The sequence below is a fragment of the Microbulbifer maximicatervae (SeqCode) genome, from assembly GCF_052467815.1.
The window spans coordinates 201,369-224,404 of sequence record NZ_CP174326.1 but is presented as its reverse complement, the minus strand read 5'-3'; the positions used below and the strand labels follow the sequence as shown (position 1 = coordinate 224,404).

Sequence of the window (23,036 nt, the reverse complement as noted above, 5' to 3'; positions counted from 1 at the left end):
CGTAGCATTGCCTTGTATCAAATTGGCATTTTCTTTAACATTGCGCCGATTTGTATCCGCTTGATTTGTGGGGTTTATTCGCGCGGGCAATCTGCCGGGCGGGACTTCTTTCAAGACTTTTTGGGTTTGGGCCAGCGAATCTCCGGGCTATCGGGGTCGCTGTGATGGGAGAACTACGTCATGAGTGATGACGGTGTAAATGTAGGACGGCGCCGTTTTCTAACCGCAGCCACCTCAGTTGTTGGTGGCGCGGGTGCGGTGGGGGTTGCCGTTCCCTTCGTCGCTTCCTGGAAGCCGAGTGCCAAGGCGAAAGCTGCGGGCGCTCCGGTTAAATACAATGTTAGCAAAGTTGAACCGGGCCAAATGGTCACCGTAGAGTGGCGAGGCAAGCCGGTCTATGTTGTGCGCCGCACCGATGAAATACTTCAAGACCTGGAGAAGGTGGAGCCTCTTCTGCGCGACCCTAACTCCGAGGAGTCTATCCAGCCAGCTTATGTAGATCCGGAAAACCGCTCTATCAAGCCAAAGCTGTTGGTGCTGGTTGGTCTGTGTACGCACCTTGGCTGCGCGCCTATGTACCGCCCGGAAGTGGGTGCTGCCGATCTGGGTGGCGAAGAGTGGATGGGTGGCTTCTTCTGTCCCTGTCACGGTTCCAAATACGATATGGCTGGCCGTGTTTACACCGGTGTTCCCGCGCCTACCAACCTGGAGGTGCCGCCTTATTCCTATGAAAACGACGATGTAATCGTGATTGGCGTAGACCAGGAGGGCACCGCATGAAATGGCTCGCAGATTTCGGTGATTGGGTAGATCAGAGACTACCCATTTACCAGGCCTGGGATAAGCACATGGGCAAGTACTACGCGCCCAAAAACTTTAACCTGTGGTATTTCTTCGGCGTTTTCTCCCTATTGGTCCTGGTCAACCAGCTGTTGACCGGTATTTGGCTCGTTATGAGCTACAACCCCTCTGCCGAGGAGGCATTTGCCTCGGTTGAGTACATCATGCGTGATGTGGAGTGGGGTTGGTTGATACGATATCTCCATTCCACAGGTGCGTCTGCCTTCTTCGTGGTGGTATACCTGCATATGTTCCGCGGTTTGATGTACGGCTCTTATAAGCCGCCCCGCGAGCTGGTGTGGATCTTCGGTATGTGTATCTACCTGGTGCTGATGGCAGAAGCCTTTATGGGTTACGTACTGCCTTGGGGCCAGATGTCCTACTGGGGTGCCCAGGTGATTGTTTCCCTGTTTGGAGCAATTCCCGGTATTGGCGATAGCCTGGTTGAGTGGATTCGCGGAGACTACCTGATCTCTGGTATTACCCTGACCCGCTTCTTCTCCCTGCACGTTATTGCACTGCCGCTGGTATTGGTATTGCTGGTAGTTCTGCATATCCTGGCGTTGCACGAAGTGGGTTCTAACAACCCAGACGGCATCGAGATCAAGAAGAACAAGGATGAGAACGGCATCCCCAAAGACGGTATTGCTTTCCACCCTTACTACTCTGTTCACGACTTGGTAGGTATCGCGGTATTCCTGTTTATCTTCGCAACGGTTGTGTTCTTCTTCCCGGAAATGGGCGGCTTCTTCCTGGAGTACGCTAACTTCGAAGAGGCGAACCCGCTGAAGACGCCACCGCATATTGCTCCGGTTTGGTACTTCACGCCGTTCTACGCAATCCTGCGTGCGGTTACCATGGATATCGGTCCGCTGACTGCGAAATTCCTTGGTTTGATAGCCATGGGTGCCGCTATCGCTGTGCTGTTTGTGCTGCCTTGGCTGGACAAGAGCCCGGTTCGCTCGATCCGCTACAAGGGTTGGTTGCCGAAGGGCCTGCTGCTTCTGTTTGCTGCAGTATTTATTATCCTTGGTTATCTGGGTGTTAAATCCCCGACCCCGGATCGTAACTTCCTGTCTCAGGTAGCGACCCTGTTCTACTTCGCCTTCTTCCTGACCATGCCGGTTTGGACGAATCCGAAGAGTAAGAAAGGCATTGGTTCCTGGGCTGTTTGTGTCATCTTCGGCGTGCTGTTCCTGTGGATGGCGGTAGCTAATTACTCCGTGAATACTTTCATGGTGATTGTAACTCTGCTGCTCGCTGCCTTCTTTACTTTGCTGCCCTGGATTACCAATCGCGATGAGGTCTACCCAGAGCCCGAGCGTGTAACCAGCCCGTCTGGTGGTAAAACTTTCGGCATTCTGTTTATCGGTATTATCGTTGTCGGCCTGCTGACCTTTATCCCGATTAAAGCGGTAGGTGCAGAATCTGAAGTGGAGCTGGATCACATCAATATCGATCTGCGGGACAAGCCGTCCCTGCAGCGTGGTGCCAAGTACTTCGTCAACTACTGCATGGGTTGTCACAGTGCCAATTACTCCCGCTGGGAGCGCGTGGCCACTGACCTGGATATCCCGGTTGAGTTGATGATGGAGAACCTGGTTTTGGGTGACGACAAAATCGGTAACTTGATGACGATCTCCATGCGTCCAGATGATTCCAAAGTATGGTTCGGCGCCGCGCCGCCGGACCTGACGTTGGTTGCTCGTTCTCGCTCACCGGAATGGCTCTACACTTACCTCCGCAGCTTCTATAAGGACGACAGTCGTGCTACCGGGGTAAATAACAAAGTCTTCCCGAGTGTGGCCATGCCTCACGTTCTGATGGAGCTGCAAGGTTTGCAGGAATGTGCCCCTGGTCCCAAGCGCGATCACGGTAAAGTTGTTCGCGATGAGCTGGGCAACCCGATTATGGACGCCGCTTGTGGTAGCCTGGAAGTCGGTAAGGTGAAAGGTTCTATGACACCTGAAGAGTTTGATGGGGCAATGTATGACCTCGTCAACTTTATGGAGTACATTGCTGAGCCGATGGCTGAAGATCGCAAGCGTGTTGGCTTCTATGTGCTGGCGTTTATTTTTGTGTTCTTTATCTTCGCCTGGTTGCTGAACCGCGAATACTGGAAAGACGTGCACCACTAAAGCCGTCGCTAGTTTGTCTCTAATGGGTGGTGGGTTTACTCACTGCCCTTTTATATTTTGAATAAAAGGTCGGCTCTAGCCGGCTTAAAGTTTGAGGTAGTTTGAACATGGGTGTGCCTACCAACAAGCGCTCCTCGATGACCTTCTTCTCCGATGGTCGCAGCCACTATAGCCACCGAGTACGTATCGTACTTGCAGAGAAAGGGGTTTCCGTCGATATCACCGATGTGGACGCCGATGATAAACCAGCTGAACTCGCTGACCTCAATCCTTACAACTCCCTGCCAACCCTGGTAGATCGCGACTTGGTTCTGTTCGAGACCAAAGTGATGATGGAGTACCTGGACGAGCGTTTCCCGCATCCGCCGCTGCTGCCGGTTTACCCGGTTGCCCGCGCGCAGAGCCGCCAGATCATGCATCGTATCGAGCGCGATTGGTGTCCTCTGGTGGACAAGATCCTTGCTGGTGGTAAGGACGCGGCCTCCGCTCGCAAAGAACTGCGCGACAACCTGGTTGGTATCGCTCCGATGTTTACCGACCTGCCGTACTTCTTTAATGAAGAGTTTTCTCTGGTAGATTGCTGCATGGCCCCGCTGTTGTGGCGCCTCGAGCAGTTTGAAATCAGCCTTCCGAAAACCAAGCAGGTTAAGCCGTTGCTGGATTATATGGACCGCCTGTTTGCCCGCGAGGCATTCCAGCAGAGTCTGACCGAATACGAACGGGAAATGCGTTGAGGGAATACTGGTGAGCAAGCCGGCCATGACATCCAATCGTCCCTACATTCTGCGGGCGTTTTACGAGTGGATAACCGATAACCGGTGCACTCCTTATATTCTGGTTGATACGCACCTCCCCGGTGTTTTGGTGCCGCAACAACATGTGAACGACGATGGTCAGATAGTGCTGAACATCTCGGAATCAGCGGTTGCCAGTCTGACTATGGATAATTACGCCATCAGGTTTAACGCCCGTTTTGGCGGGGTTCCGACAGATATCCAAGTTCCAGTGGGGTCTGTGGTCGGAATCTACGCGCGGGAAAACGGGCAGGGGATGGTATTTGAGGCCGAGGAAACTCCAGAGCCGCCCGAACCGACGCCACCCACCAGTTTGGGTAAAAAATCGGTGAAAAAACCGGCTCTGCGTGTCGTTAAATAGTGCTCCTTTTCGCTGGTAGGGCAGATTTCTGAAGCCCTGCCAGTTCCCTTCCTCCACTTTTGTGACTCGGTTCCGGGTATACGCTTGTCCCAAGTCCGTATAATGTCGCGTTATCTTTTATTGCCGCGAATGTCATGCCGCCGTACCTTCAATGGCTGCGCTTTATTTGGCTGCCAGGGATGCTTCTGGTGCTTCTCGTTGCGCAGTATCTCCCCTGGATCGATCTGACCCACTTATACAGTCCGCAGCTGCCTGTGTTGCTATTGGCTATGGCGGCATTGCTCAGTTTTGGTTTTCGCTCAAGCCGGGTTGCGCTTGCAGCGCTGCTTATCATGGCCCTATACATCGCGGCTCACTCCCAGTTGCTCCCCAGCTTGCACAGGGATCTCCCACTTTATCTCTCACTGGTTGCGGTAAATCTTGTTCTGTTCACTTGCAGTCGTGATCGCAGTGTCTTCAGTATTTTTGGGCTGCTGTGGGGCCTGTTTTTGCTGGCTGAGGGGGTGGGTTTTGTCTTGCTCTACGATTGCTGCGCGCCGCTGAAGCTGGCATTTCCGGTCGAGAATTTGCCCAGGGGGTTGTCCGGGTTTTTACCCGACGCATTTTCGTTGCCACAATTGATTGGCAGTGTCTCCGCTCTCGGTGCTTTTGCCTTACTTTTTCTCTACCCTGGCCCCACCGCTATGGGTCTGTTTAGTTGTTCTATTTTGCTGCTGTGCGGTGTTTGGTTGAGCCTTCCTCTCGAGTTTACCGGGTCTGTAGCGGGAATATTGTTGGTCGCTTCGCTGCTTGGGGCCAGTTATGAATTGGCGTTTCGCGATGAACTGACTGGGCTTCATTCCAGGCGGGCCTTCCGCTATCAGATGCTGACGCCAGCATGGAATTACAGTCTTGCCATGGTTGATATCGATCATTTTAAGAAGCTGAATGATCGCTATGGGCACCAAGTGGGTGATCAGGCTTTGCAAATGGTTGCGGCTCAACTCGCGCACCACTCTCACGGTACCGTGTTTCGCTATGGCGGCGAGGAGTTTGTTATTTATCTTCCGGGCCGCAGTCGCGAGGCGAAAGAAGCTTTATTGGAAAAAATCAGGGAGAAAATCTCAAGCTACCCACTGCGCCTAAGGTCATCGGGGCGTCTTGCCGCAGGGGCCTCGCTCAGGGGGAAGGGTGGAGGGAAGCCAGTAAAAGTTACTGTGAGTATTGGCGTTGCCCACCGCAATAAAAAACTAAAGAAACCCGAGAGTATCCTTAAAGCGGCTGATCAAGCGCTTTATAAAGCGAAGCGCAGCGGGCGAAATTGCCTGTCTGTCCACAGCTGATATAAATCAAGTAAATTTGAAAGTGACGCTTAATTCCCTTTTGGCATTGGTCAATCTGTTGTGCGCCACCGATACTGCAAAGCAGGGTATTGGAAGGGAGATTTGGTGTGCGGATACTCAGTCATACAATAGGTATTCTTACCAACCCGGAAAAAGAGTGGAAAGCGATACGCGCTGATCGCCATTCTTTTTTTGAGGTGTTTGTAACTCATGTGCCGCTTCTGGCGTTGATTCCTACAGTGGCCGGTTACTTTGGGGTTACCCGGGTAGGCTTTCAGGTTGGGGGGCATCTGGCAAAGCTGACACCTGAAAGTGCAGCTGTTCTGTCGGTTGTTACTTATTTTGCATTGCTGGTTGGCGTCTATTGCCTCGGAGAGTTTATTAACTGGATGGCGCGATCCTACGGAGTTGAGGGCGATGAGCCCACGCGCCATTATGAAGGCACGGCACTTGCGGTGTTTATTACTACGCCAATCTTCCTGGCGAGTATCGTCGTCCTTTATCCGCACCCCTGGCTCACGATGGCGTCGGTAGGCATTGCCGGGATGTATTCTATTTACCTGGTCTTTGCCGGCATTCCGATCCTGATGAATATGAATAAGGATCGAGCATTTCTGTATGCCTGTGCAGTATTAACCGTTGCTCTGGTAATGATGGTTACGGTGCTTATTGGCTCCGTCATTTTATGGAGTGTGGGCATCGGGCCGGTTTATCAGCACCACGCCTATTAAGGCCGCACAACGCCAGTATTTGTGCTGGCGTTGTGCGGCTACCTAGACTTATCGATAATCGGTGGCATAGGGCAGTCCAGGCTGTCAGCGACGGCCCTTAACAGTTCGATCTCCTCCGCTTTAATTACCCCATTGTGATTCAAGGTGATCACAATCGCTTTCAGTAAGTCGGGTTTCTCCAGGGGCGGTATAAGGCTGGCGATTGCAATGGCCTTGTCCAGTCGTGGCAGAGTGATATCAGCGATGCCGGGTAGCGGGGTTATTTCAAGGCTGAGAGCATTGAGCCCCTTCTCATAAGCACGTTTTGCTGGAAGGTATTGGCTGTTTCCCGCATGGGCGATGGCTGCAATGATAAATCGTGAAGCATCTTTGTTGGCATGTTTGCTATGGGACAGGCGCTGTCGATCTGGAGCGCCGTCGAGCGCGTGCATTAATACCCGGTACAGGGCCCATTCCCAAACTTCAACTTTCCCATCGCTGTGTAGAAGCTTGATAAGATTTCGTTTAAAGATCTGGTACTGCTGAGGGACTAGGGCACGCAAGGCCGGGATACATAGGTCAATCAATGCGAGGCGAGCGTTGCTCGGCAGTGATTCCATATGTGGTGTGAGTTTTTTCATCTCGCGGATAACAGCGGGATGGGCAATTTTCTCCAGGAGGTTTAGCTGTTTGTCTCGCTCGGTTTTATCCTTGTGTAGAAGAAGGTAGTAAACCAGTGCCCGGGCGGTAAAAGGTTCGTGTGCAGCCTGCTGGATCAGAGGTGGAATAGAACCCAGCAGTTGATATCCAAGCTCAACTTGATGTGTATCTGGTTTGGCAATGCTGTTGTCCACCGCATCCAGAGCAGCCTGGAAAGGCGTCGTAGGAGCGGCCATGGCGAGCTGCGGATTTTGCAATTCACTGGGTTTTACAGTCTGTGCTTCACTTTTTACCTGTTCTTCCGTATTGGCGAATAGGCCGTTCCAGGCGGGTTCTAACCTCTTTATGCGCACCGGTAGTGGAGGGTGGGTGGCAAAAAGGCTGAGCAGGGAGCGTTTTACCCCAACCGCGAACAACATATGGTTAAACTCTGCTGCATTGGGGCTGCTGAGTTCTGAGCCTAAATCGTGGCCACCGATCTTTTTCAGCGCGTTGGCAATACCGAGGTTGTTGCGAGTAAATTGTACTGCGGAGGCATCGGCAAGAAACTCCCGTTGCCGACTGACAGCGGCCTTGATCAGGTTGCCGATCAGCGTACCGGTGTAGCCGAGGATAATCAGAGTTATTCCCAGGCCTAGTAGCGGATATCTTATGGGGGTTACGCGCCTGTGGGGTGCTGGGCTTCTGATAAGGAGCTGCCCCAAAAGTCCAATAATTAAGATTCCATGTAGTAGCCCGGTGATTTGGGTGTTTAGACGAATGTCTCCATTGAGAATATGACTGAACTCGTGGGCAACAACTCCTTGTAGCTCCTCCCGGGTAAGCTTTTCCAAGGAGCCCCGCGTCAGGCCAATAACGGCGTCGGTAGGGGTTTGGCCAGCGGCAAAGGCATTGATGGTGCTGTCCTCAATGATGTAGACATCGGGTACCGGAATACCTGTTGCAATAGCGATCTCTTCCACCACATTGAGTGCTCTCTTTTCCCGCTCAGTTCGCGCGGAAGTATTAAGCTTGCGCCCTCCTAGGGATTCCGCCACAGCCTTTCCCCCAGGGGATAATTGATGGAACTTGTACAGACTGCCCAGGATAACGACGGTACCGATGACAAAGGCTATTGAGCCAAGGGTCTCCCAGCCTAGAAGTTGCACAACGTCAAAGGGAGTAAATGGTTGGCCGCGGGACAGTGACACCATGGCTGCCGTAGCCAGGGTGCTCAAACTGATTAGGGCAATGAGGGCCAGGCTGAACAGGAAAACCAGCAAACGACTGCTGTGCTTGGCTTTGTCCCGGTGAACGTAAAAGTTCATATTTAAAACTCGATACGTGGCGCGACTTGAAAGGTTTCTGAGTCTGCGAACTCAAGCAGTTGGGCGTTGGCTCTGTGGCCAAAAAAGCCGGCCAGAAATACTGGGGGGAAGCTCTGCTTGTAGATGTTGTAGCTGGTGACGCAGTCGTTAAAAGCTTGGCGTGCAAATGCCACGCGGTTTTCGGTGCTGTTTAACTCCTCGTTGAGTTCACGAAGGATCTGGTCGGCTTTCAATTCCGGGTAGGCCTCAATCACCATATTCAGGCGGCCCAGAGCGCTGTTGAGAAGGCCTTCTGCGCGGCCGAGCTTATCGATGGCGGCCGGATTAGTGGGGTTTTTAGCAGCAGATTTAAGGTCTGAAATTGCGGTATTGCGCGCACTGATTACCGCTTCCAGGGTTTCCCTCTCGTGATTCAGGTATGCCCTGGCACTCTCTACCAGATTTGGTACCAGATCGTGGCGTCGCTTTAACTGTATCTCTATCTGCGCAAAAGCATTTTCGCTGTGGTTTTTCAGTGAAACCAGTTTGTTGAAAATACTGATGATGTAAAACAATAGTGCGACAATGGTAACCAGCACAATAAGTCCCGTAGACCCCATAACGCTCCCCTATTTATCCCTGTTGGTGGCGTAAATAGTAACACGATGGGCTGATACTGATGCGCACCGGCCGCACCCCTGGCGGAGCGGGGTGGGGCTTCGGCTATAATGCGGCGACATTAAAACAATTGCCGCCACCACAGTGATGGCGGCACAGAACTTGGAGCAGCCAGAATGAGTGATGTAACTTCGGACCCTGTAGTGATTGTCGGAATGTCGCGTACGCCAATGGGCGCTATGCAGGGCAGCCTTTCTGCCCTCACTGCCCCGCAGTTGGGTGCTGCGGCAATTCGCGCAGCCCTTGAGGACGCGGGTGTGGCACCTGCCGATGTGGATGAAGTGCTGATGGGTTGTGTACTCCCGGCAGGTGTTGGTCAGGCTCCGGCACGTCAGGCATCACTGGGTGCCGGCATCCCGGTCGGCACTCCTTGCACCACTGTTAACAAGGTGTGTGGCTCCGGAATGAAGACTGTGATGATAGCCCGCGATGCCCTGCTGATGGGTGAGGGTAAGGTTATCGTTGCTGGTGGTATGGAAAGCATGAGCAATGCCCCCTACCTGCTGGCCAAGGCCCGCTCTGGTATGCGCCTCGGTCATGGAGAGGTTAAAGATTCCATGTTCCTGGATGGCCTGGAAAATGCTGCGGATGGCAAGCTGATGGGTACTTTCGCCGAATCTACTGCGGATAAGTACGATTTCACCCGCGAAGAGCAGGATGCATTTGCCCTGGAATCTCTGGCGCGTGCCCAGGCTGCGATTGAGAGTGGGGATTTTGCTCGTGAAATCGCCCCCGTCACGATTGCCTCTCGCAAAGGTGAGATTGAGGTGAGTGTTGACGAAGCCCCAGGTAATGCCCGTCCAGACAAAATCCCTCAGCTAAAACCGGCGTTCCGTAAAGACGGCACTGTAACTGCAGCGAACTCAAGCTCTATTTCTGACGGTGCTGCGGCGCTGGTGTTGATGCGCAAAAGTGAAGCTGAGAAGCGCGGCTTGAAAATTCTGGCTGTTCTCAAGGGGCAATCCCAGTTTGCCCGTGAGCCCGAGTGGTTCACTACGGCTCCGGTCGGCGCTATGCACAAGCTGCTGGAAAATGCCGGTTGGTCTGCGGCGGATGTGGACCTATTCGAGATTAATGAGGCATTTGCGGTAGTGACTATGGCTGCAATGCGTGAGCTCGATTTGCCCTGGGAGAAGGTCAATGTTAACGGTGGTGCCTGTGCCCTCGGCCACCCGTTAGGTGCTAGCGGTGCCCGTATCCTGGTTACCCTGTTGGCAGCGATGGAAAAGCGCGATTCCAAGAAGGGCGTGGCAAGCCTGTGCATTGGTGGCGGTGAGGCTACAGCGGTTGCTATAGAGCGCGTATAAGTTACAGACTTGAGCGCTAACAAAAACGGAGGCAGTTGCCTCCGTTTTTGTTTGTGTAGTGCGGGAAATATTAGTTGATGTATTCCACTGCTTTTACAACCTTCTGTACCCCGCCTACCGAGCGGGTTACTTCGGCTGCCCGTTCCGCTTCGGCGGGAGTTAGCAGTCCCATCAAATAAACAACTCCATTCTCGGTCACGATTTTGATGCGACCACTGTCTACTTCTTTATTGGCAAACAAGTTGCTTTTCACCTTGGTGGTTAGCCAGGTATCGCTGGTGCTAGCCAGTAAAGTGACTTTACCGCGCACTTGAATTTCGTTGTAGACCTGGCGAACATTCTGTACTTGTTCCGCCGTGCGTCCGGCAAGCAGGCGCAGTTCCTGGCTGGGCACCTGGCCGGTGAGCAGTACAACACCATTAAAAGAATTGATATTGATATTCGAGGTTTTCAGGTCCGGGTGAGCTTTGTTGATATTGACTGTGGTCACTGTCTCGATGCGCTGGTCATCAATATAGGTGCCAAAAGATCGCTCGCCGGGGTCCTGCTGTATGGGACCGTCATGGGTGGCCTCCAATACAGTGCTGCATCCCGCTAACAAGGTGGTTGCCGCGAAGGCAGCCAGGAGATATTTCCCCAGGGTCAACTTTTTGTTGTTCATCGTTTATTCCTCGTAGCCACCAAACAAACTACTGTCGATTAGGTCGCACAGGCAAAAAATTGTCAGAAGATGTACTTGGTGTACCTCTGCTGCGACATCGGATGGCACCCGTAGTTCAATATCATGGGTATCGAGCAGGGCGGCGCAGTCGCCGCCATCACCGCCGGTCAGTGCGAGTATGCCCATATCCCGGTCCCGAGCCGCACGCATGGCCTGAACCAGGTTTGAGTCGCGCCCATCGCTACTGATGATTACGAGAAGATCACCGGGCTGCCCCAGGGCGCGAACCGGGTGTGCGAAGGTGTCTGCACCGCCGTGGTTCGAGGCAACAGTGCCCATGGAGACGCCGTCGCTGTTGAGGGCCATAGCCGGTAAGCCGGGGCGTTCGCGCTGGAAGCCGCCGGTCAGTTGCGAGCTAAAACTTTGCGCCAATGCGCCACTGACACCATTGCCACAGAGCAGGACTTTGCTCTCTGCCAAGAGTGTATGCACCACCATTTCGCTGGCTTCTGCAATCAGCGGGGCCAGTATCTCGCCAGCGTTCATTGTGGCTTCAAGGCTGTGGTGAAAAAGGGTTACGACTCGCTGTTCCATTGTGTCCTTAATTCAGGTGAGCTCGAACTCACCATAACTTGACGGGGTAAATCTCGGTTTTGCCTCAGGCTTCGAAGGCGCTTTTAATCCACTGGATGTTTTGTGCATCGCCATCTATGGCAAGGACATCGAAGCGGCACGGACAGTCCAGTTTATATTGCTGCAAATAGCGGCTGGCAGTGGCCAGTAGCTTAGCTTGCTTGCGTGAATCCACGCTGGCTGCGGCCCCGCCGAATTGGCTCTTGCGGCGGAAGCGCACCTCCACGAACACCACAGTATCGCTTTCACGGGCGATAAGGTCTATCTCTCCGTGTGAACTGCGATAATTGCGCTCCAATAAGGTGAGCCCCGCGCGCTGCAAATAGCGGGCTGCGGCAGCCTCCATTTGGCTGCCGACAGTGCCGCTTGAGCCCTTAAAAAGCCTCACGATTCCCACTTAATTCGATCGGCTCCCGCTGCGGCAATTGGGGCTCGACGGTAGTGATGGGCACCGGCACCCCTTTGTCGATTCGCGCCCACATTTGTTCGCGCACTATGCGGCCATCAGCGCTCAGGCTCAATGCGCCAGTGAGACCGTGTACTTTCTGTTCCGGGAATTGGCGCAGCATCGGCAAGCGCGGGTAGAGGCGGAAGGCATCGGCACCTAAGGCATACAGTCTGGCAAAAGCCGGTGCGGGCGACGCCTGCTCCTCGATATCCTGCTTGGTTTGATTGCTTTCAAACAGCCAGGGCAGGGCGGTAAAGCGAATACCGTTCATATCCCTGTCGCGATTGCGGTTAATGCTGCCACCAAAGACATGAGAGGTAGCGTATACGGGCAGGTCACTGGCGTAGTAGTAGGTCAGCATGGGGTTGAGCTGGCGCGCCTGCTGGGGTTGTGCTGCCAGGAATACCATATCGACATCGTCACGGCGTCTGGGGGTAAATTCCAGCTTTGCAGCCAGGCGGCTCTGCAATTCCTTCTTACGCGCGTTGCTGGCGGGAATTAACAGGGCATCGCTGACCAGGGCTGAGAACTTGCTGTTGTCCTTAAACGTCCGGCGAATGCTGACTGAGCCACCGAGGCGCAGCCACTCTTCTTCAAATGCTTCAGCGCCGCGCTGCCCCCAGCTATTGTCAGCGGTGAGGACCATTGCCTGTCGCTTGCCCTGCCGGTAGGCGTGCTGGGCAATTTGCCGCGCCTCATCTTCAATTGCCAGGCCAAACTGGACCAGGTCTGTAGTCAGGCGCCCCTCATCGCCGTAGTTGAGGGCGAGAGTAGGCACTGGCAGTTTTTCTGTGGCAAGCAGGTTGGCTACCTTGCTCTTATCCAGTGGGCCAACAATCATCTGCGCACCGGCATCTACGGCGCTCTGGTAAATTTCCTCAAATGGCTGCTCGGTACCGGTGTCGTAAACCATCACTTTCGGAGTTGCGCCGCCAGCATTCAGGGCGGTGTAGTGGGCGGCCATAAAGCCATCCCGGATTGCCCTGCCGGCATTGCCCAGGGGGCCGGACAGTGGCAGGAGTAGCGCCACGCGGTCTGCCCGCTGGGTGGCCAAGCGCTCTAACAGCTGCAGTGCCTGTGGCGGATGGGAGTTGGCACTATGGGCGGGCCAGCGCTCGCGCCAGCGGCTGAGGGCGGTCAGCTGTGAGCTGATATCCGTCTGGGTGTCGCGGCCCAGCAGGGCCAGTTGATACCAGGCGCGCATCTGGGTGTCATTGCTTTGGGTGGCGCGAGCCTGCAATTCACTGGAGGGCAACTGGGTCAAGAGGTGCCAAAAGCCGTTGTTATTTTCTGTGATCGCTTCGTCGGACTGGGCGATATAGGAGATTTCGCGCCGCTCACTAATTGCGCTGTCCAGATTGCCCAGAAGTCCCCACAGATCAGCCCGAAGGCTGCGAAGAGGTAAGGCAGTCTTCTGTGGCAGCTCCGACCACACATTTTCCAGGCGTGGAGAGGCTGCCAGGTCGAGGGCTTCAAAGAAGTCGTCGTCTGCGGCAAGGAGACTGCCATAGACTTGTGCATAACTGGCAAAGAGGTTGTCGTCCAGTTGTTCGGGCGTAATTTTGATTACCGCCTCTTTTGCCGTCTCTTTATCTCCCAGCTCGTATAGAATAGCGGCCGCTTGCAGGCGCTGTTGATCCCGCGCCGGTGCCGGCAGGGTGTCGGCACTGCGCAGCATGCGTACAGCTTCACTGCGGCTTGCGGTGTGGCCGGCCGAATAATCTGGCTGGTAAACGTTTGGCCGGGAGGCCGGTGTCTGGCAAGCAGCCAGTGCGACTGCCAGTGAGGCAGCTGCCATTCTGGTGATTACAGTAGAGGTGCGCCGGGAAGAGGCGGACATAATCTTCTCCCGCAATATTTATATTTGGAGTGAACAGCTATGGGGCCGGATCAGGCGCTGCTTTATATTGTCGCTACGCCCATTGGTAATTTGGCCGATATGGTACCGCGAGCGATCGAAGTTCTACAATGTGCCGATCTGGTTGCGGCGGAGGACACACGTCACAGTCAGCGATTATTTTCCCATTTTAATATCGATACGCCACTGATGGCATATCACGATCACTCGGATGACAAGCGCACAGAGCAGATTTTGCAGCGCTTGGAGCAGGGCCAGACCATTGCCCTGATTTCCGATGCGGGCACCCCACTGATCTCAGATCCCGGTTATCGCCTGGTACGTGAGGCCCGGGAGCGAGGAATCAAAGTCTCCCCGATACCGGGGGCTTGTGCTTTCGTCTCCGCACTGAGTGCCGCCGGACTCCCCAGTGACAAGTTTAGTTTCGAGGGATTTCTGCCGGCTAAGTCCGGTGCCCGTGAGCGAGCCCTGCAGGAGTTGGCCAGTGATACCCGTACCCTGGTGTTCTACGAGGCCCCGCATCGGGTTGCTGATACTCTGGAAGCAATGGCGGTCGTATTCGGCGGTAATCGAGAGGCGGTGATAGCCCGCGAGGTCAGCAAGGCCTTTGAAACTTTTCAGTTGATGCCTCTGGCTGAGTTGGTTGAGTGGGTCCGCGCTGACAGCAATCAGCAGCGCGGTGAGATTGTTTTGATGGTGCGTGGTGCAGAGCGCTCTCGTGAAAGCGAGTTGGATGGGGAGGCACAGCGTGTGATGTCGCTGCTGCTGGCGGAGTTGCCGCCGAAAAAGGCGGCGGCGATCGCTGCCGAAATTACTGGAGTGAAAAAGAAAGTCCTGTACAACTGGAGCCTGGAGCAAAAATAAGGCACTGATTGCTGCAATTGCCTGTTGCAATCCGTCTGTCGCCTCTTTACTCTTCGCCGCGAGCTGGCCGGGCAATCGCTGTCGCCTTGTGCGATGGAGGAAAGTCCGGGCTCCATAGGGTGGAACGCCAGGTAACGCCTGGGGGGTGCGAGCCTACGGAAAGTGCAGCAGAGAGTAGACCGCCGATGGCTCCTTTTTGGGGAGTACAGGTAAGGGTGAAAGGGTGCGGTAAGAGCGCACCGCGCGGCTGGTAACAGTCCGCGGCATGGTAAACCCCGTTCGGAGCAAGACCAAATAGGCCCTCTATAGGTGTGACCCGCACTGAGGGCGGGTAGGTCGCTTGAGGTGTCTGGTGACAGGCATCCCAGATGAATGATTGTCCTCGACAGAACCCGGCTTACAGGCCAGCTCAACAATTTCAAAAGCCCGGCATTTGCCGGGCTTTTTTGTTTGCCTGATGTGGTGGTACCGGCTCCGGTAGCCCTCTTTGTATTCGCCTATTTCTTCTCGTTTAATTTCGGCTAAAGCCTCTTCTTGGCGCAAAAAAATTGATTAACTGTTAAGGGGGCGATCGTGCCAGATAGTGCTGTTCCGACTAGTTTCAATGTGCCAATATGCGCCACTTCTCTGGAGGCCGCGATTTTACAAGGGGTTATGGGGACTTTGGGGTCGAATTCCTTGACTTTGTGTCGACCAGTTTTATAGTGTCGATAGTGGGAAAAAGTGGAAAATCGTGGAAATTTGTGGTTTATTCGCGATAAGTAAGTGGGTGTTCACACCACCAGGTTAAAGTCGAACATCTTTCTCCATTGACCTGCCATATGGGAGTGAGTCGCGAGAGGCGCGATCTCCAAAGCGAGAACCACTAAACGTGTATTTGGGCAGCCACGCAATCAATATGGACGCCAAGGGGCGTCTGGCAATACCGGCACGCGTCCGCGATAGGCTGCTGGATGAGTGTGCTGGGTGCTTGGTGGTGACTGCCCATACAGAGGAACGCTGCTTGTTAGTGTATCCGTCGCCCCAGTGGCAGCAAATTCTCCCGAAGATTGAAGCATTGCCCAGCTTTAACAAAGTGGCTCGGCGCGCTCAGCGCCTGCTGATCGGGTATGCCTGTGAGCTGCAAGTGGACGGCAATGGCAGGGTATTGATTCCGCCCACGCTGCGTGAGTACGCGGGGCTTGAAAAGAAATTGATGTTGGTGGGTCAGGGGAAAAAGCTGGAGCTCTGGAGTGAGGAGCGCTGGATGTCCTGGCTCGATGATAGTGAAGACGAAGAGGATATGCCTGAGGAAATGGCATCCCTCTCTTTATAAGGGGAGTACCGGGTGTCTCAAGAATTGCATCGCAGTGTGTTGTTACGCGAGGCCGTAGACGCTCTGGTGACTGAGCCGGATGGGTTTTATATCGATGGCACCTTTGGCCGGGGTGGGCACAGCGCCTCAATCCTTGAGCACTTGGGGCCCAATGGTCAGTTGGTAGGGGTGGATAAAGATCCCCAGGCTGTTGAATTTGCAGAGCAGCGGTTTGCCGGTGAATCCCGTTTTTCCATCTGGCATGGGTCTTTTGCCGATATGGATAAGGCTGCCGGGCAAGCTGCCGGTAAGGTCAGTGGAATATTGCTCGATCTGGGAGTGTCTTCGCCGCAACTGGATCAGGCCGAACGCGGTTTCAGTTTTATGCAGGATGGCCCCCTGGATATGCGTATGGATACCAGTCGGGGTATCAGTGCAGCGGAGTGGGTCAACACTGAGGCTGAGGCCGAAATGGCCCGGGTGTTTAAAGAGTACGGCGAGGAGCGTTTTGCCCGCCGAATGGCAGCTGCCATTGTAAAGCGCCGGCTGGAAAAACCATTTGAGCGCACCCTCGATTTTGCCGAGGTTGTGAAAGAGGCGAATCCGGCTTGGGAAAAAGGTAAACATCCTGCTACCCGAGTCTTTCAGGCTATTCGTATCCATATTAATGGCGAGTTGGATGACCTGCAGAGTGCATTGGATAAATCCCTGCAGTTGCTGGCACCGGGTGGGCGACTGGTGATTATCAGTTTCCACTCTCTTGAAGACCGAATGGTGAAGCGTTTTATTCGGGAAAAAGAGCGCGGTCCCCAGTTGCCTCGTGGCCTTCCGGTTATGGATAGTCAGATAGCCAAGTCACTGCGCTCGGTGGGCAAGGCAGTGAAAGCCAACACGGTTGAAGTGGATGAAAATCAGCGGTCCCGCAGTGCAGTAATGCGGGTGGCAGAAAAACTGGCGGGAAGCTGAGTTTATGTCTGGCAAGGCTCTACTTGGAGTGGGGGTAATGTGGATAGCGGTAATACTGTCGTCGCTATCTGTTATTCATACCACCCAACAAAGCCGAGAGTTAACTGCTGAGCTGGGTAAGGCACAAAAAGCCCACGATGAATTGCGCTATGAGCAGGAGCGCCTCCTTTTGGAGAAAAGTGCCTGGTCTGCCTATAGCCGGGTCGAACAGGTCGCCCGAGAAAAATTAAAAATGCATATGCCAGCACCTTCGGAACAGGTATTGGTAGTGGCGGATTAAGTTTTAACCGCCTTGGATGAAGACGTAAGTACCCCACTGCTTGCCCGGTGGGGTTTCTGCGTTTGGGGGCTTTGGCCTTTAAATAATTATAAAGAATTTTGCGTTAATTGAGTTTTGGAGTTCAGGCCCTGGAGAGTGGCATGCTCAGCCGGGATGCAAAATAAATAGATAACGCCAACTGGGAAAACATGGGCGCAGTCAAAAAAAAGGATATTCAGCCGGGTATAGCCCGCTGGCGCTTTGCGCTGGTGGCGGTCCTGCTGTGCCTGCTCGCTCTTACCCTTGTGTTCCACTTGGCCAAACTTCAGGTAGTGCCTGCTGCTGAGCGCGGATATCGTTTCCTGCAAGACCAGGGCCGGGCCCGCACCTTGCGCACCGAAGAGATTGCTGCCTATCGGGGCTCAATAGTCGATCGAAACGGTGAGCTTCTCGCTGTCAGTACACCGGTACACAGCCTGTGGGCCAATCCCAAGCTGTTGAGTGAAATAAGCGATGCGAATTTAGTGCGCCTGGCTCGCGCGCTGGATTTACCGTCTTCCAAACTGGGCTCTCGCCTGAAGAAATACCGCAATAAAGAATTTATGTACCTGCGCCGGCACCTGTCTCCAGAAGAGGCTGAGAAAGTGCTGGACCTGGGTATTACAGGTGTTTTCAGTAAAAAAGAGTATCGGCGCTTCTATCCTGCTGGGGAGGTCGTAGCCCAACTTCTCGGTTTTACCAACATCGATGATCGCGGCCAGGAAGGAATGGAATTGGCCTACGACGATTGGCTGTCCGGACAGCCGGGATCACGTCAGGTAATTAAAGATCTGAAAGGGCGCACGGTAAGGGATTTGGCAATTCGTCAGGAAGCGCAACCGGGCAGGGATCTGCGTTTGTCTATCGATATGCGCCTGCAATATTTGGCTTACCGGGAATTAAAGCGGGCGGTGTCGGAAAACGGTGCCGCTTCCGGCTTTATGGTGATTCTCGATACTCACAGTGGCGATGTGTTGGCCATGGCCAACCAGCCTTCATTTAATCCCAATGATCGCAAAGGGGTTAAATCGGCGGCTATGCGCAACCGTGCGCTGATCGACCAGTTTGAGCCGGGTTCTACAGTGAAACCCTTAACGGTATTGGCGGCTTTGGAAACCGGGCGCTACACCCCAAGAACAGAAATAAACACCAGCCCTGGATATATTCGCGTGCCGGGAAAAACCCTGGTGGACCCGGTTAATTACGGAAAAATAGACCTCACCAAGATTATTACCAAGTCGAGCCAGGTGGGAATTACAAAAATTGCTCTCGATTTGGAACCAAATTCTCTGCGGGGACTCTTTTATCGCTTGGGTCTGGGCGAGGCAGTGGGCAGTGGCTTCCCCGGTGAAGCACAGGGGATCTTGCCCAGTCGCAGCCGCTGGCACCCAATCGAGCGGGCTAATTTCGCCTTCGGCTACGGTTTAACAGTTAACGCTGTGCAACTGGCACAAGCCTACAGCGTGCTGGCGAATGAAGGGGTTAAGCGTCCTGTTTCCCTGGTTTTATCCGGTAACAAAGTTCCGGGCGAGCCTGAGCAGGTTATTGAGAAGTCCTTGGCTGGGCAGGTTACTGCGATGTTGGAGACGGTGATTGGTGCTAAGGGTACCGGACGCCTTGCCGCTGTAGAAGGTTATCGTGTCGCCGGCAAGACCGGTACTGTGCACAAAGTTGGCAGTAGTGGTTATGCGGATAATCGCTACCGCTCAGTATTTGCGGGCTTTATCCCCGCTGATAATCCGCGCCTTGCCGCGGTAGTTGTTATTGATGATCCCAGTCATGCCAAATATTACGGTGGTGAAGTTGCTGCACCGGTATTCGGTTCGGTGATGACTGGTGCTATGCGCCTGTTGCAGGTTCCGCCGGAAAAAATTGAATCGGCGGAGGGGCAATTGGCCGCGCAGTTAAGCGAGAGGGGTTCAAAATCGTGAGTCAGCGCGAAAAACATTCTGTTTCTATCAAAGAATTAGTGCCGGGTTACGCCGGTATTCCCGATATTTTTGTCACTGGTATTGCCCTGGATAGCCGCAAGATAAAAGCGGGCGATGCATTTATGGCCTTGCGCGGTTCTGTGGTCGATGGTCGGGAATTTATCGATGCGGCAATTACTGCAGGTGCTGCGGTAGTGCTTGCCGACGGCGACAAGTTGGAATGTAAAAGCCGTGGTGATATCCAGGTGGTCAGTGTTCCCGGTCTGGCAAAGCGGGTAGGGGAAATTGCCGCGCGCTTCCACGGTAATCCCAGTGGTGAAATGCACTTGGTTGGAGTGACTGGCACCAACGGTAAAACCACTTGCGCCTATTTGACTTCCCAATTACTGGCTCGCCACTTTGGCAGTGCAGCATTGATAGGCACCATTGGTAATGGTGTCTGGAAAGATAACCAAATCGAATTGCAGGAAACGGGTTTAACAACGCCTGACCCGGTGAGTTTACAAGCGGACTTTGCAAATTATCGCGATAGTGGCGTTGCCGCTGCCGCAATGGAAGTTTCTTCGCATTCCCTTTCTCAGGGACGTGTGCATGGGCTGATTTTTGATACGGCAATTTTTACCAATTTGAGCCGCGATCATTTGGATTATCACGGCAATATGGCCGCTTACGGCGCAGCCAAAGAGAAACTTTTCGGACTGCCAAAATTGAAGCGAGGAGTCATTAATCTGGATGATCCGTTTGGCGCCCAGTTGGCAGAGCGCTGCAAATTGCATGGCCTGCGCGTTATTACTTATGGGCTGCAGGCGGGTGATTTATATGTTGCTGATCTGCGTCGCCATGAGCGCGGTTTTTCTGTAAAGCTTAATTCCCCCTGGGGCAGCGGTGAACTGCACGCACCCTTAATCGGCGATTTCAATATTCACAATGCTCTGGCTGTGGTAGCTGCTGCAGCGGCAGAGGGCATGCCTTTTGAAGATATTCTTGCCGCTTTCCCCACTATTAAAGCGGTGCCGGGGCGTATGGAGCGTGTCCTGGTTGAGGGTTCCGATGATGTGGGTGTATTGGTGGATTATGCCCATACACCAGATGCCCTTCGCGCGGCTTTAGCAGCAGCGCGCCCTTACTGTCGCGGTAATTTGTGGTGTGTTTTTGGTTGTGGCGGTGACCGGGATACGGGTAAGCGCGCGGCGATGGGGCGTATTGCCTCCGAGATGGCGGACCGTGCCATTGTGACTAGCGATAATCCGCGTAGCGAGGAACCGCAAAAAATTATCGACGATATTCTCGAAGGGGCTGCCAGTAATATCGAAGTTGAAATTGATCGCGCGACAGCGATATCTCAGGCGGTATCTGCAGCCCAACCGGGGGATATTGTATTGATCGCCGGTAAAGGGCACGAGAATTACCAAATAATCGGCAGTGAAAAAATTCACTTCTGTGATCGTGAGCAAGCTGCTGCAGCTCTCAAAGTCCGCGTGGATGTATCGGGCCAGTCAAGTGAAGGCAAGGAGAGCCAAGGTGATTAATTCCCTTACGTTGCAGCAACTGCAAAGCCGTTTTGGCGGTGAGTTAATCAATGGCTCTGTGGAGTTTGAACTGGTTTGTACGGATACCCGCAAGCTGGACCCCAAATCTTTATTTGTTGCTCTGGTTGGCGAAAATTTTGATGCTCACGACTTTGTCGGTGAGCTGGATGGCCAGGTATTGGGGTTGGTCGTCGATCGTGAAGTGCCCAGTTGCAGTTTACCGCAGTGGCGCGTTGAAGATACGACGGTCGCATTAGGACAAATTGGCTTACTGTGCCGTGAGCAGTTTGACGGTCCAGTTGTGGCGATCACAGGGTCCTGCGGAAAAACCACCGTTAAGGAGATGCTGTCTGCAATTTTTTCCCAGAGTCATACACCCTGCGTAACCGAGGGAAACCTGAACAACCAGTTCGGTTTACCTATGACTTTGTTTGGGCTGACAGTGCAACACGATGTGTTGATTCTCGAAATGGGAGCTAACGGCCCTGACGATATTGGCTACCTGTGTAGTATCGGCAAGCCGCAGGTGACGGCGGTAAATAACGTAATGCCAGCGCATGTCGAGGGCTTTGGCTCAGTTGATGCTATCGCAAAAGCCAAGGGCCAAATTTATACCAGTTTGGATGTATCGGCGACGGCGGTGATCAATACCGATGATGGCTATGCGAATTACTGGTTGGAGAATATGCCCGAGGGGGTAAAGACTCTGGGTATTGGCTTATCCAATGAGTGTGCTATCCATGCGGATAATATTGTATTGAATCCCAATGGTTGCCCTTCATTTGACTTGGTAATTGAAGGCGTTGCCCACCCTGTTAGCCTGAAATTGCTTGGTGAGCACAACGTTCACAACGCTCTGGTTGCTGCTGGATGTGCTTTTGCTGCGGGAATACCTGCGGTTGAAATTATCAGCGGACTTAACACGGTGACCGGGGTTGCTGGGCGCTTGCAGGAGCAGGCAGGTATAGCCGGTGCAACCGTTATTGATGACAGTTACAACGCGAACCCGGGTTCAGTAGGTGCGGCCATTGAATTGCTGTCACAGCGTTCAGGTAAAAAAATTCTGGTGCTGGGGGATATGGCGGAGTTGGGGCCGGACGCGGAGGAAATGCATAGAAGCGTTGGAGCTTTGGCACGAGAGCGGGGCTTGGATGCGCTGTTTACATTGGGGCCGCTGGGTACTGCCGCCAGCATGGCCTTTTCTGCGGGGAGGCAAGAGTCGCTGCGCAATTATCGCGAGAGAGAGCCCCTGGTTACTGCTCTCACTCAACAATTGGATGAACAAACCACAGTTTTGGTTAAAGGATCACGCAGCGCCCGTATGGAATTGGTAGCGCAGGCACTGCTTGGCAATAGCAGAGGGGAGAAGTAATGCTGCTTTGGCTAGCGGAGCTATTACAACAACATGTCAGCGGTTTTTCGGTATTTAACTACCTGACAGTGCGCGCAATTCTTGCTGCGTTGACGGCTCTGGGTATTTCACTACTTGTGGGTCCGCGCATGATTCATTGGTTGAATCATTTACAGGTGGGGCAGGCTGTTCGCGATGATGGTCCGCAAAGCCATTTGAGTAAATCTGGTACCCCGACTATGGGCGGCACCTTGATTCTCGCCTCAATTTTTGCCTCAGCCCTACTCTGGTCTGACCTCAGTAATCGTTACGTGTGGGTTACTTTATTAGTTACCTTTGTTTTCGGTGCTGTGGGCTTCGTGGATGACTATAAAAAAGTCGTTTATAAAAATCCCCGTGGCCTTATTGCTCGCTGGAAATATTTTTGGCAATCCGTTGCCGGGTTGGGTGCAGCTATTTATCTGTATATGAGTGCTTCAAGCCCGGCAGAGACTCAGTTTTTTGTCCCGTTTTTTAAAGATGTTGCGATAAACCTGGGACCGGTATCTTTTATATTGTTGACCTATTTTGTCGTTGTTGGCTCCAGTAATGCGGTTAACCTGACTGATGGCCTCGATGGCTTGGCGATTATGCCTACTGTGATGGTGGGTGGAGCACTTGGGGTGATTGCTTATTTATCCGGCCATATGGAATTTGCTGACTACCTGCATATTCCCGCAATTCCAGGAGCCGGGGAGTTGGCGGTGTTCTGCGCTGCCCTCGGTGGTGCCGGACTCGGATTCTTATGGTTTAACACTTATCCGGCCCAGGTGTTTATGGGAGATGTGGGTGCTCTGGCACTGGGGGCGGCGCTGGGAATTATTGCAGTAATTACTCGTCATGAAATTATTCTGTTCATTATGGGCGGTGTGTTTGTGATGGAGACGGTTTCCGTAATTTTGCAGGTGGCATCCTTTAAATTAACGGGGAAGAGAATTTTTCGCATGGCGCCTCTGCACCACCACTTTGAGTTAAAAGGGTGGCCGGAGCCTCGGGTCATTGTGCGCTTTTGGATTATTACCGTCATTCTGGTCTTGGCTGGTTTGGCAACACTGAAAATTCGATAAA

21 protein-coding genes and 1 other RNA gene are annotated in these 23,036 nt (G+C 53.4%); 16 read left to right on the top strand and 6 right to left on the bottom strand.

Annotated features, from left to right (window positions below):
• Window positions 1–180: 180 nt before the first annotated feature.
• From petA to ACJJIW_RS00915, 6 genes are all read left to right on the top strand, one after another.
• Complete coding sequence (gene petA, locus ACJJIW_RS00940) at window positions 181–780, top strand: ubiquinol-cytochrome c reductase iron-sulfur subunit (protein WP_444936483.1); 600 nt, start codon at window positions 181–183, stop codon at window positions 778–780.
• On the top strand, window positions 777–2,978 hold the full coding sequence (locus ACJJIW_RS00935; RefSeq protein WP_282933885.1) for a ubiquinol-cytochrome c reductase: 2,202 nt from the start codon (window positions 777–779) through the stop codon (window positions 2,976–2,978). The genes petA and ACJJIW_RS00935 overlap by 4 nt, the downstream gene beginning before the upstream one ends.
• 107 nt (window positions 2,979–3,085) lie before the next feature.
• Window positions 3,086–3,712, top strand: a complete 627-nt coding sequence (locus ACJJIW_RS00930; RefSeq protein WP_108734210.1) for a glutathione S-transferase N-terminal domain-containing protein — start codon at window positions 3,086–3,088, stop codon at window positions 3,710–3,712.
• Between the two features lie 25 nt (window positions 3,713–3,737).
• Entirely contained in the window at window positions 3,738–4,133 is a 396-nt protein-coding gene (locus tag ACJJIW_RS00925; RefSeq protein WP_108735312.1) for a ClpXP protease specificity-enhancing factor, read from the top strand.
• A 134-nt stretch (window positions 4,134–4,267) separates the two neighbouring features.
• A complete protein-coding gene (locus ACJJIW_RS00920; protein WP_444936482.1) occupies window positions 4,268–5,455 on the top strand; it encodes a GGDEF domain-containing protein in 1,188 nt (395 codons plus the stop codon).
• A 107-nt stretch (window positions 5,456–5,562) separates the two neighbouring features.
• On the top strand, window positions 5,563–6,186 hold the full coding sequence (locus tag ACJJIW_RS00915) for a Yip1 family protein (RefSeq protein WP_282933883.1): 624 nt from the start codon (window positions 5,563–5,565) through the stop codon (window positions 6,184–6,186).
• 38 nt (window positions 6,187–6,224) lie between these two features.
• On the opposite strand, the gene ACJJIW_RS00910 is transcribed toward ACJJIW_RS00915, so the two are convergent.
• A complete protein-coding gene (locus ACJJIW_RS00910; protein WP_444936481.1) occupies window positions 6,225–8,132 on the bottom strand; it encodes a M48 family metallopeptidase in 1,908 nt (635 codons plus the stop codon).
• Between the two features lie 2 nt (window positions 8,133–8,134).
• Window positions 8,135–8,731 carry a LemA family protein gene (locus ACJJIW_RS00905; RefSeq protein WP_444936480.1) on the bottom strand — a complete coding sequence of 199 codons (597 nt, stop codon included), beginning with the start codon at window positions 8,729–8,731 and terminating at the stop codon, window positions 8,135–8,137.
• Window positions 8,732–8,905: 174 nt separating this feature from the next.
• On the opposite strand from ACJJIW_RS00905, the gene ACJJIW_RS00900 reads away from it, so the two are divergent.
• Window positions 8,906–10,096: an acetyl-CoA C-acyltransferase gene (locus tag ACJJIW_RS00900; RefSeq protein WP_444936479.1), complete on the top strand. Its 1,191-nt coding sequence runs from the start codon at window positions 8,906–8,908 to the stop codon at window positions 10,094–10,096.
• 70 nt (window positions 10,097–10,166) lie between these two features.
• Here ACJJIW_RS00900 and ACJJIW_RS00895 read toward each other — a convergent pair whose 3' ends face one another.
• From ACJJIW_RS00895 to ACJJIW_RS00880, 4 genes are all read right to left on the bottom strand, one after another.
• A complete protein-coding gene (locus tag ACJJIW_RS00895) occupies window positions 10,167–10,757 on the bottom strand; it encodes a BON domain-containing protein (protein ID WP_444893027.1) in 591 nt (196 codons plus the stop codon).
• A gap of 3 nt (window positions 10,758–10,760) precedes the next feature.
• The gene (locus ACJJIW_RS00890; protein ID WP_108734203.1) at window positions 10,761–11,351 is read right to left on the bottom strand and encodes an SIS domain-containing protein; all 591 of its coding nucleotides are present in this window, start codon (window positions 11,349–11,351) and stop codon (window positions 10,761–10,763) included.
• Window positions 11,352–11,415: 64 nt separating this feature from the next.
• On the bottom strand, window positions 11,416–11,778 hold the full coding sequence (locus ACJJIW_RS00885) for a YraN family protein (RefSeq protein ID WP_444936478.1): 363 nt from the start codon (window positions 11,776–11,778) through the stop codon (window positions 11,416–11,418).
• A complete protein-coding gene (locus ACJJIW_RS00880) occupies window positions 11,765–13,678 on the bottom strand; it encodes a penicillin-binding protein activator (RefSeq protein ID WP_444936477.1) in 1,914 nt (637 codons plus the stop codon). Before ACJJIW_RS00880 ends, ACJJIW_RS00885 begins: the two co-directional genes overlap by 14 nt.
• 39 nt (window positions 13,679–13,717) lie before the next feature.
• Here ACJJIW_RS00880 and rsmI point away from each other — a divergent pair, with 39 nt between their 5' ends.
• The 9 genes from rsmI (at window position 13,718) to mraY (ending at window position 23,035) form a co-directional block, all read left to right on the top strand.
• Window positions 13,718–14,560: a 16S rRNA (cytidine(1402)-2'-O)-methyltransferase gene (gene rsmI / locus ACJJIW_RS00875; RefSeq protein WP_444911383.1), complete on the top strand. Its 843-nt coding sequence runs from the start codon at window positions 13,718–13,720 to the stop codon at window positions 14,558–14,560.
• A gap of 59 nt (window positions 14,561–14,619) precedes the next feature.
• Window positions 14,620–14,976, top strand: an RNA gene (gene rnpB / locus ACJJIW_RS00870) — RNase P RNA component class A.
• 455 nt (window positions 14,977–15,431) lie between these two features.
• Window positions 15,432–15,875 (top strand): division/cell wall cluster transcriptional repressor MraZ, encoded by a 444-nt coding sequence (mraZ, locus tag ACJJIW_RS00865; protein WP_444936476.1) that lies wholly within the window; start codon window positions 15,432–15,434, stop codon window positions 15,873–15,875.
• Between the two features lie 12 nt (window positions 15,876–15,887).
• A complete protein-coding gene (rsmH, locus tag ACJJIW_RS00860; RefSeq protein ID WP_413663018.1) occupies window positions 15,888–16,820 on the top strand; it encodes a 16S rRNA (cytosine(1402)-N(4))-methyltransferase RsmH in 933 nt (310 codons plus the stop codon).
• A 4-nt stretch (window positions 16,821–16,824) separates the two neighbouring features.
• Window positions 16,825–17,100, top strand: coding sequence for a cell division protein FtsL (gene ftsL / locus ACJJIW_RS00855; protein WP_413663017.1), 276 nt, complete (start codon window positions 16,825–16,827; stop codon window positions 17,098–17,100).
• Between the two features lie 188 nt (window positions 17,101–17,288).
• Window positions 17,289–19,049, top strand: coding sequence for a peptidoglycan D,D-transpeptidase FtsI family protein (locus ACJJIW_RS00850; RefSeq protein WP_444936475.1), 1,761 nt, complete (start codon window positions 17,289–17,291; stop codon window positions 19,047–19,049).
• Window positions 19,046–20,578: a UDP-N-acetylmuramoyl-L-alanyl-D-glutamate--2,6-diaminopimelate ligase gene (locus ACJJIW_RS00845; protein WP_444936474.1), complete on the top strand. Its 1,533-nt coding sequence runs from the start codon at window positions 19,046–19,048 to the stop codon at window positions 20,576–20,578. Before ACJJIW_RS00850 ends, ACJJIW_RS00845 begins: the two co-directional genes overlap by 4 nt.
• On the top strand, window positions 20,571–21,950 hold the full coding sequence (locus ACJJIW_RS00840; protein ID WP_444936473.1) for a UDP-N-acetylmuramoyl-tripeptide--D-alanyl-D-alanine ligase: 1,380 nt from the start codon (window positions 20,571–20,573) through the stop codon (window positions 21,948–21,950). Before ACJJIW_RS00845 ends, ACJJIW_RS00840 begins: the two co-directional genes overlap by 8 nt.
• On the top strand, window positions 21,950–23,035 hold the full coding sequence (gene mraY / locus ACJJIW_RS00835) for a phospho-N-acetylmuramoyl-pentapeptide-transferase (RefSeq protein ID WP_444893034.1): 1,086 nt from the start codon (window positions 21,950–21,952) through the stop codon (window positions 23,033–23,035). The genes ACJJIW_RS00840 and mraY overlap by 1 nt, the downstream gene beginning before the upstream one ends.
• The last annotated feature ends 1 nt before the right edge of the window (window position 23,036 follow it).

What these genes read in the sequence shown, in the direction of transcription:
- petA (WP_444936483.1), top strand. Translation starts at nt 181, where the DNA reads ATGAGTGATGACGGTGTAAATGTAGGACGGCGCCGTTTTCTAACCGCA.
- ftsL (WP_413663017.1), top strand. Translation starts at nt 16,825, where the DNA reads ATGTCTGGCAAGGCTCTACTTGGAGTGGGGGTAATGTGGATAGCGGTA.
- ACJJIW_RS00935 (WP_282933885.1), top strand. Translation starts at nt 777, where the DNA reads ATGAAATGGCTCGCAGATTTCGGTGATTGGGTAGATCAGAGACTACCC.
- ACJJIW_RS00930 (WP_108734210.1), top strand. Translation starts at nt 3,086, where the DNA reads ATGGGTGTGCCTACCAACAAGCGCTCCTCGATGACCTTCTTCTCCGAT.
- ACJJIW_RS00905 (WP_444936480.1), bottom strand. Translation starts at nt 8,731, where the DNA reads ATGGGGTCTACGGGACTTATTGTGCTGGTTACCATTGTCGCACTATTG.
- ACJJIW_RS00920 (WP_444936482.1), top strand. Translation starts at nt 4,268, where the DNA reads ATGCCGCCGTACCTTCAATGGCTGCGCTTTATTTGGCTGCCAGGGATG.
- ACJJIW_RS00900 (WP_444936479.1), top strand. Translation starts at nt 8,906, where the DNA reads ATGAGTGATGTAACTTCGGACCCTGTAGTGATTGTCGGAATGTCGCGT.
- ACJJIW_RS00890 (WP_108734203.1), bottom strand. Translation starts at nt 11,351, where the DNA reads ATGGAACAGCGAGTCGTAACCCTTTTTCACCACAGCCTTGAAGCCACA.
- mraY (WP_444893034.1), top strand. Translation starts at nt 21,950, where the DNA reads ATGCTGCTTTGGCTAGCGGAGCTATTACAACAACATGTCAGCGGTTTT.
- ACJJIW_RS00850 (WP_444936475.1), top strand. Translation starts at nt 17,289, where the DNA reads ATGGGCGCAGTCAAAAAAAAGGATATTCAGCCGGGTATAGCCCGCTGG.
- rsmI (WP_444911383.1), top strand. Translation starts at nt 13,718, where the DNA reads ATGGGGCCGGATCAGGCGCTGCTTTATATTGTCGCTACGCCCATTGGT.
- ACJJIW_RS00925 (WP_108735312.1), top strand. Translation starts at nt 3,738, where the DNA reads ATGACATCCAATCGTCCCTACATTCTGCGGGCGTTTTACGAGTGGATA.
- ACJJIW_RS00895 (WP_444893027.1), bottom strand. Translation starts at nt 10,757, where the DNA reads ATGAACAACAAAAAGTTGACCCTGGGGAAATATCTCCTGGCTGCCTTC.
- ACJJIW_RS00910 (WP_444936481.1), bottom strand. Translation starts at nt 8,132, where the DNA reads ATGAACTTTTACGTTCACCGGGACAAAGCCAAGCACAGCAGTCGTTTG.
- ACJJIW_RS00880 (WP_444936477.1), bottom strand. Translation starts at nt 13,678, where the DNA reads ATGTCCGCCTCTTCCCGGCGCACCTCTACTGTAATCACCAGAATGGCA.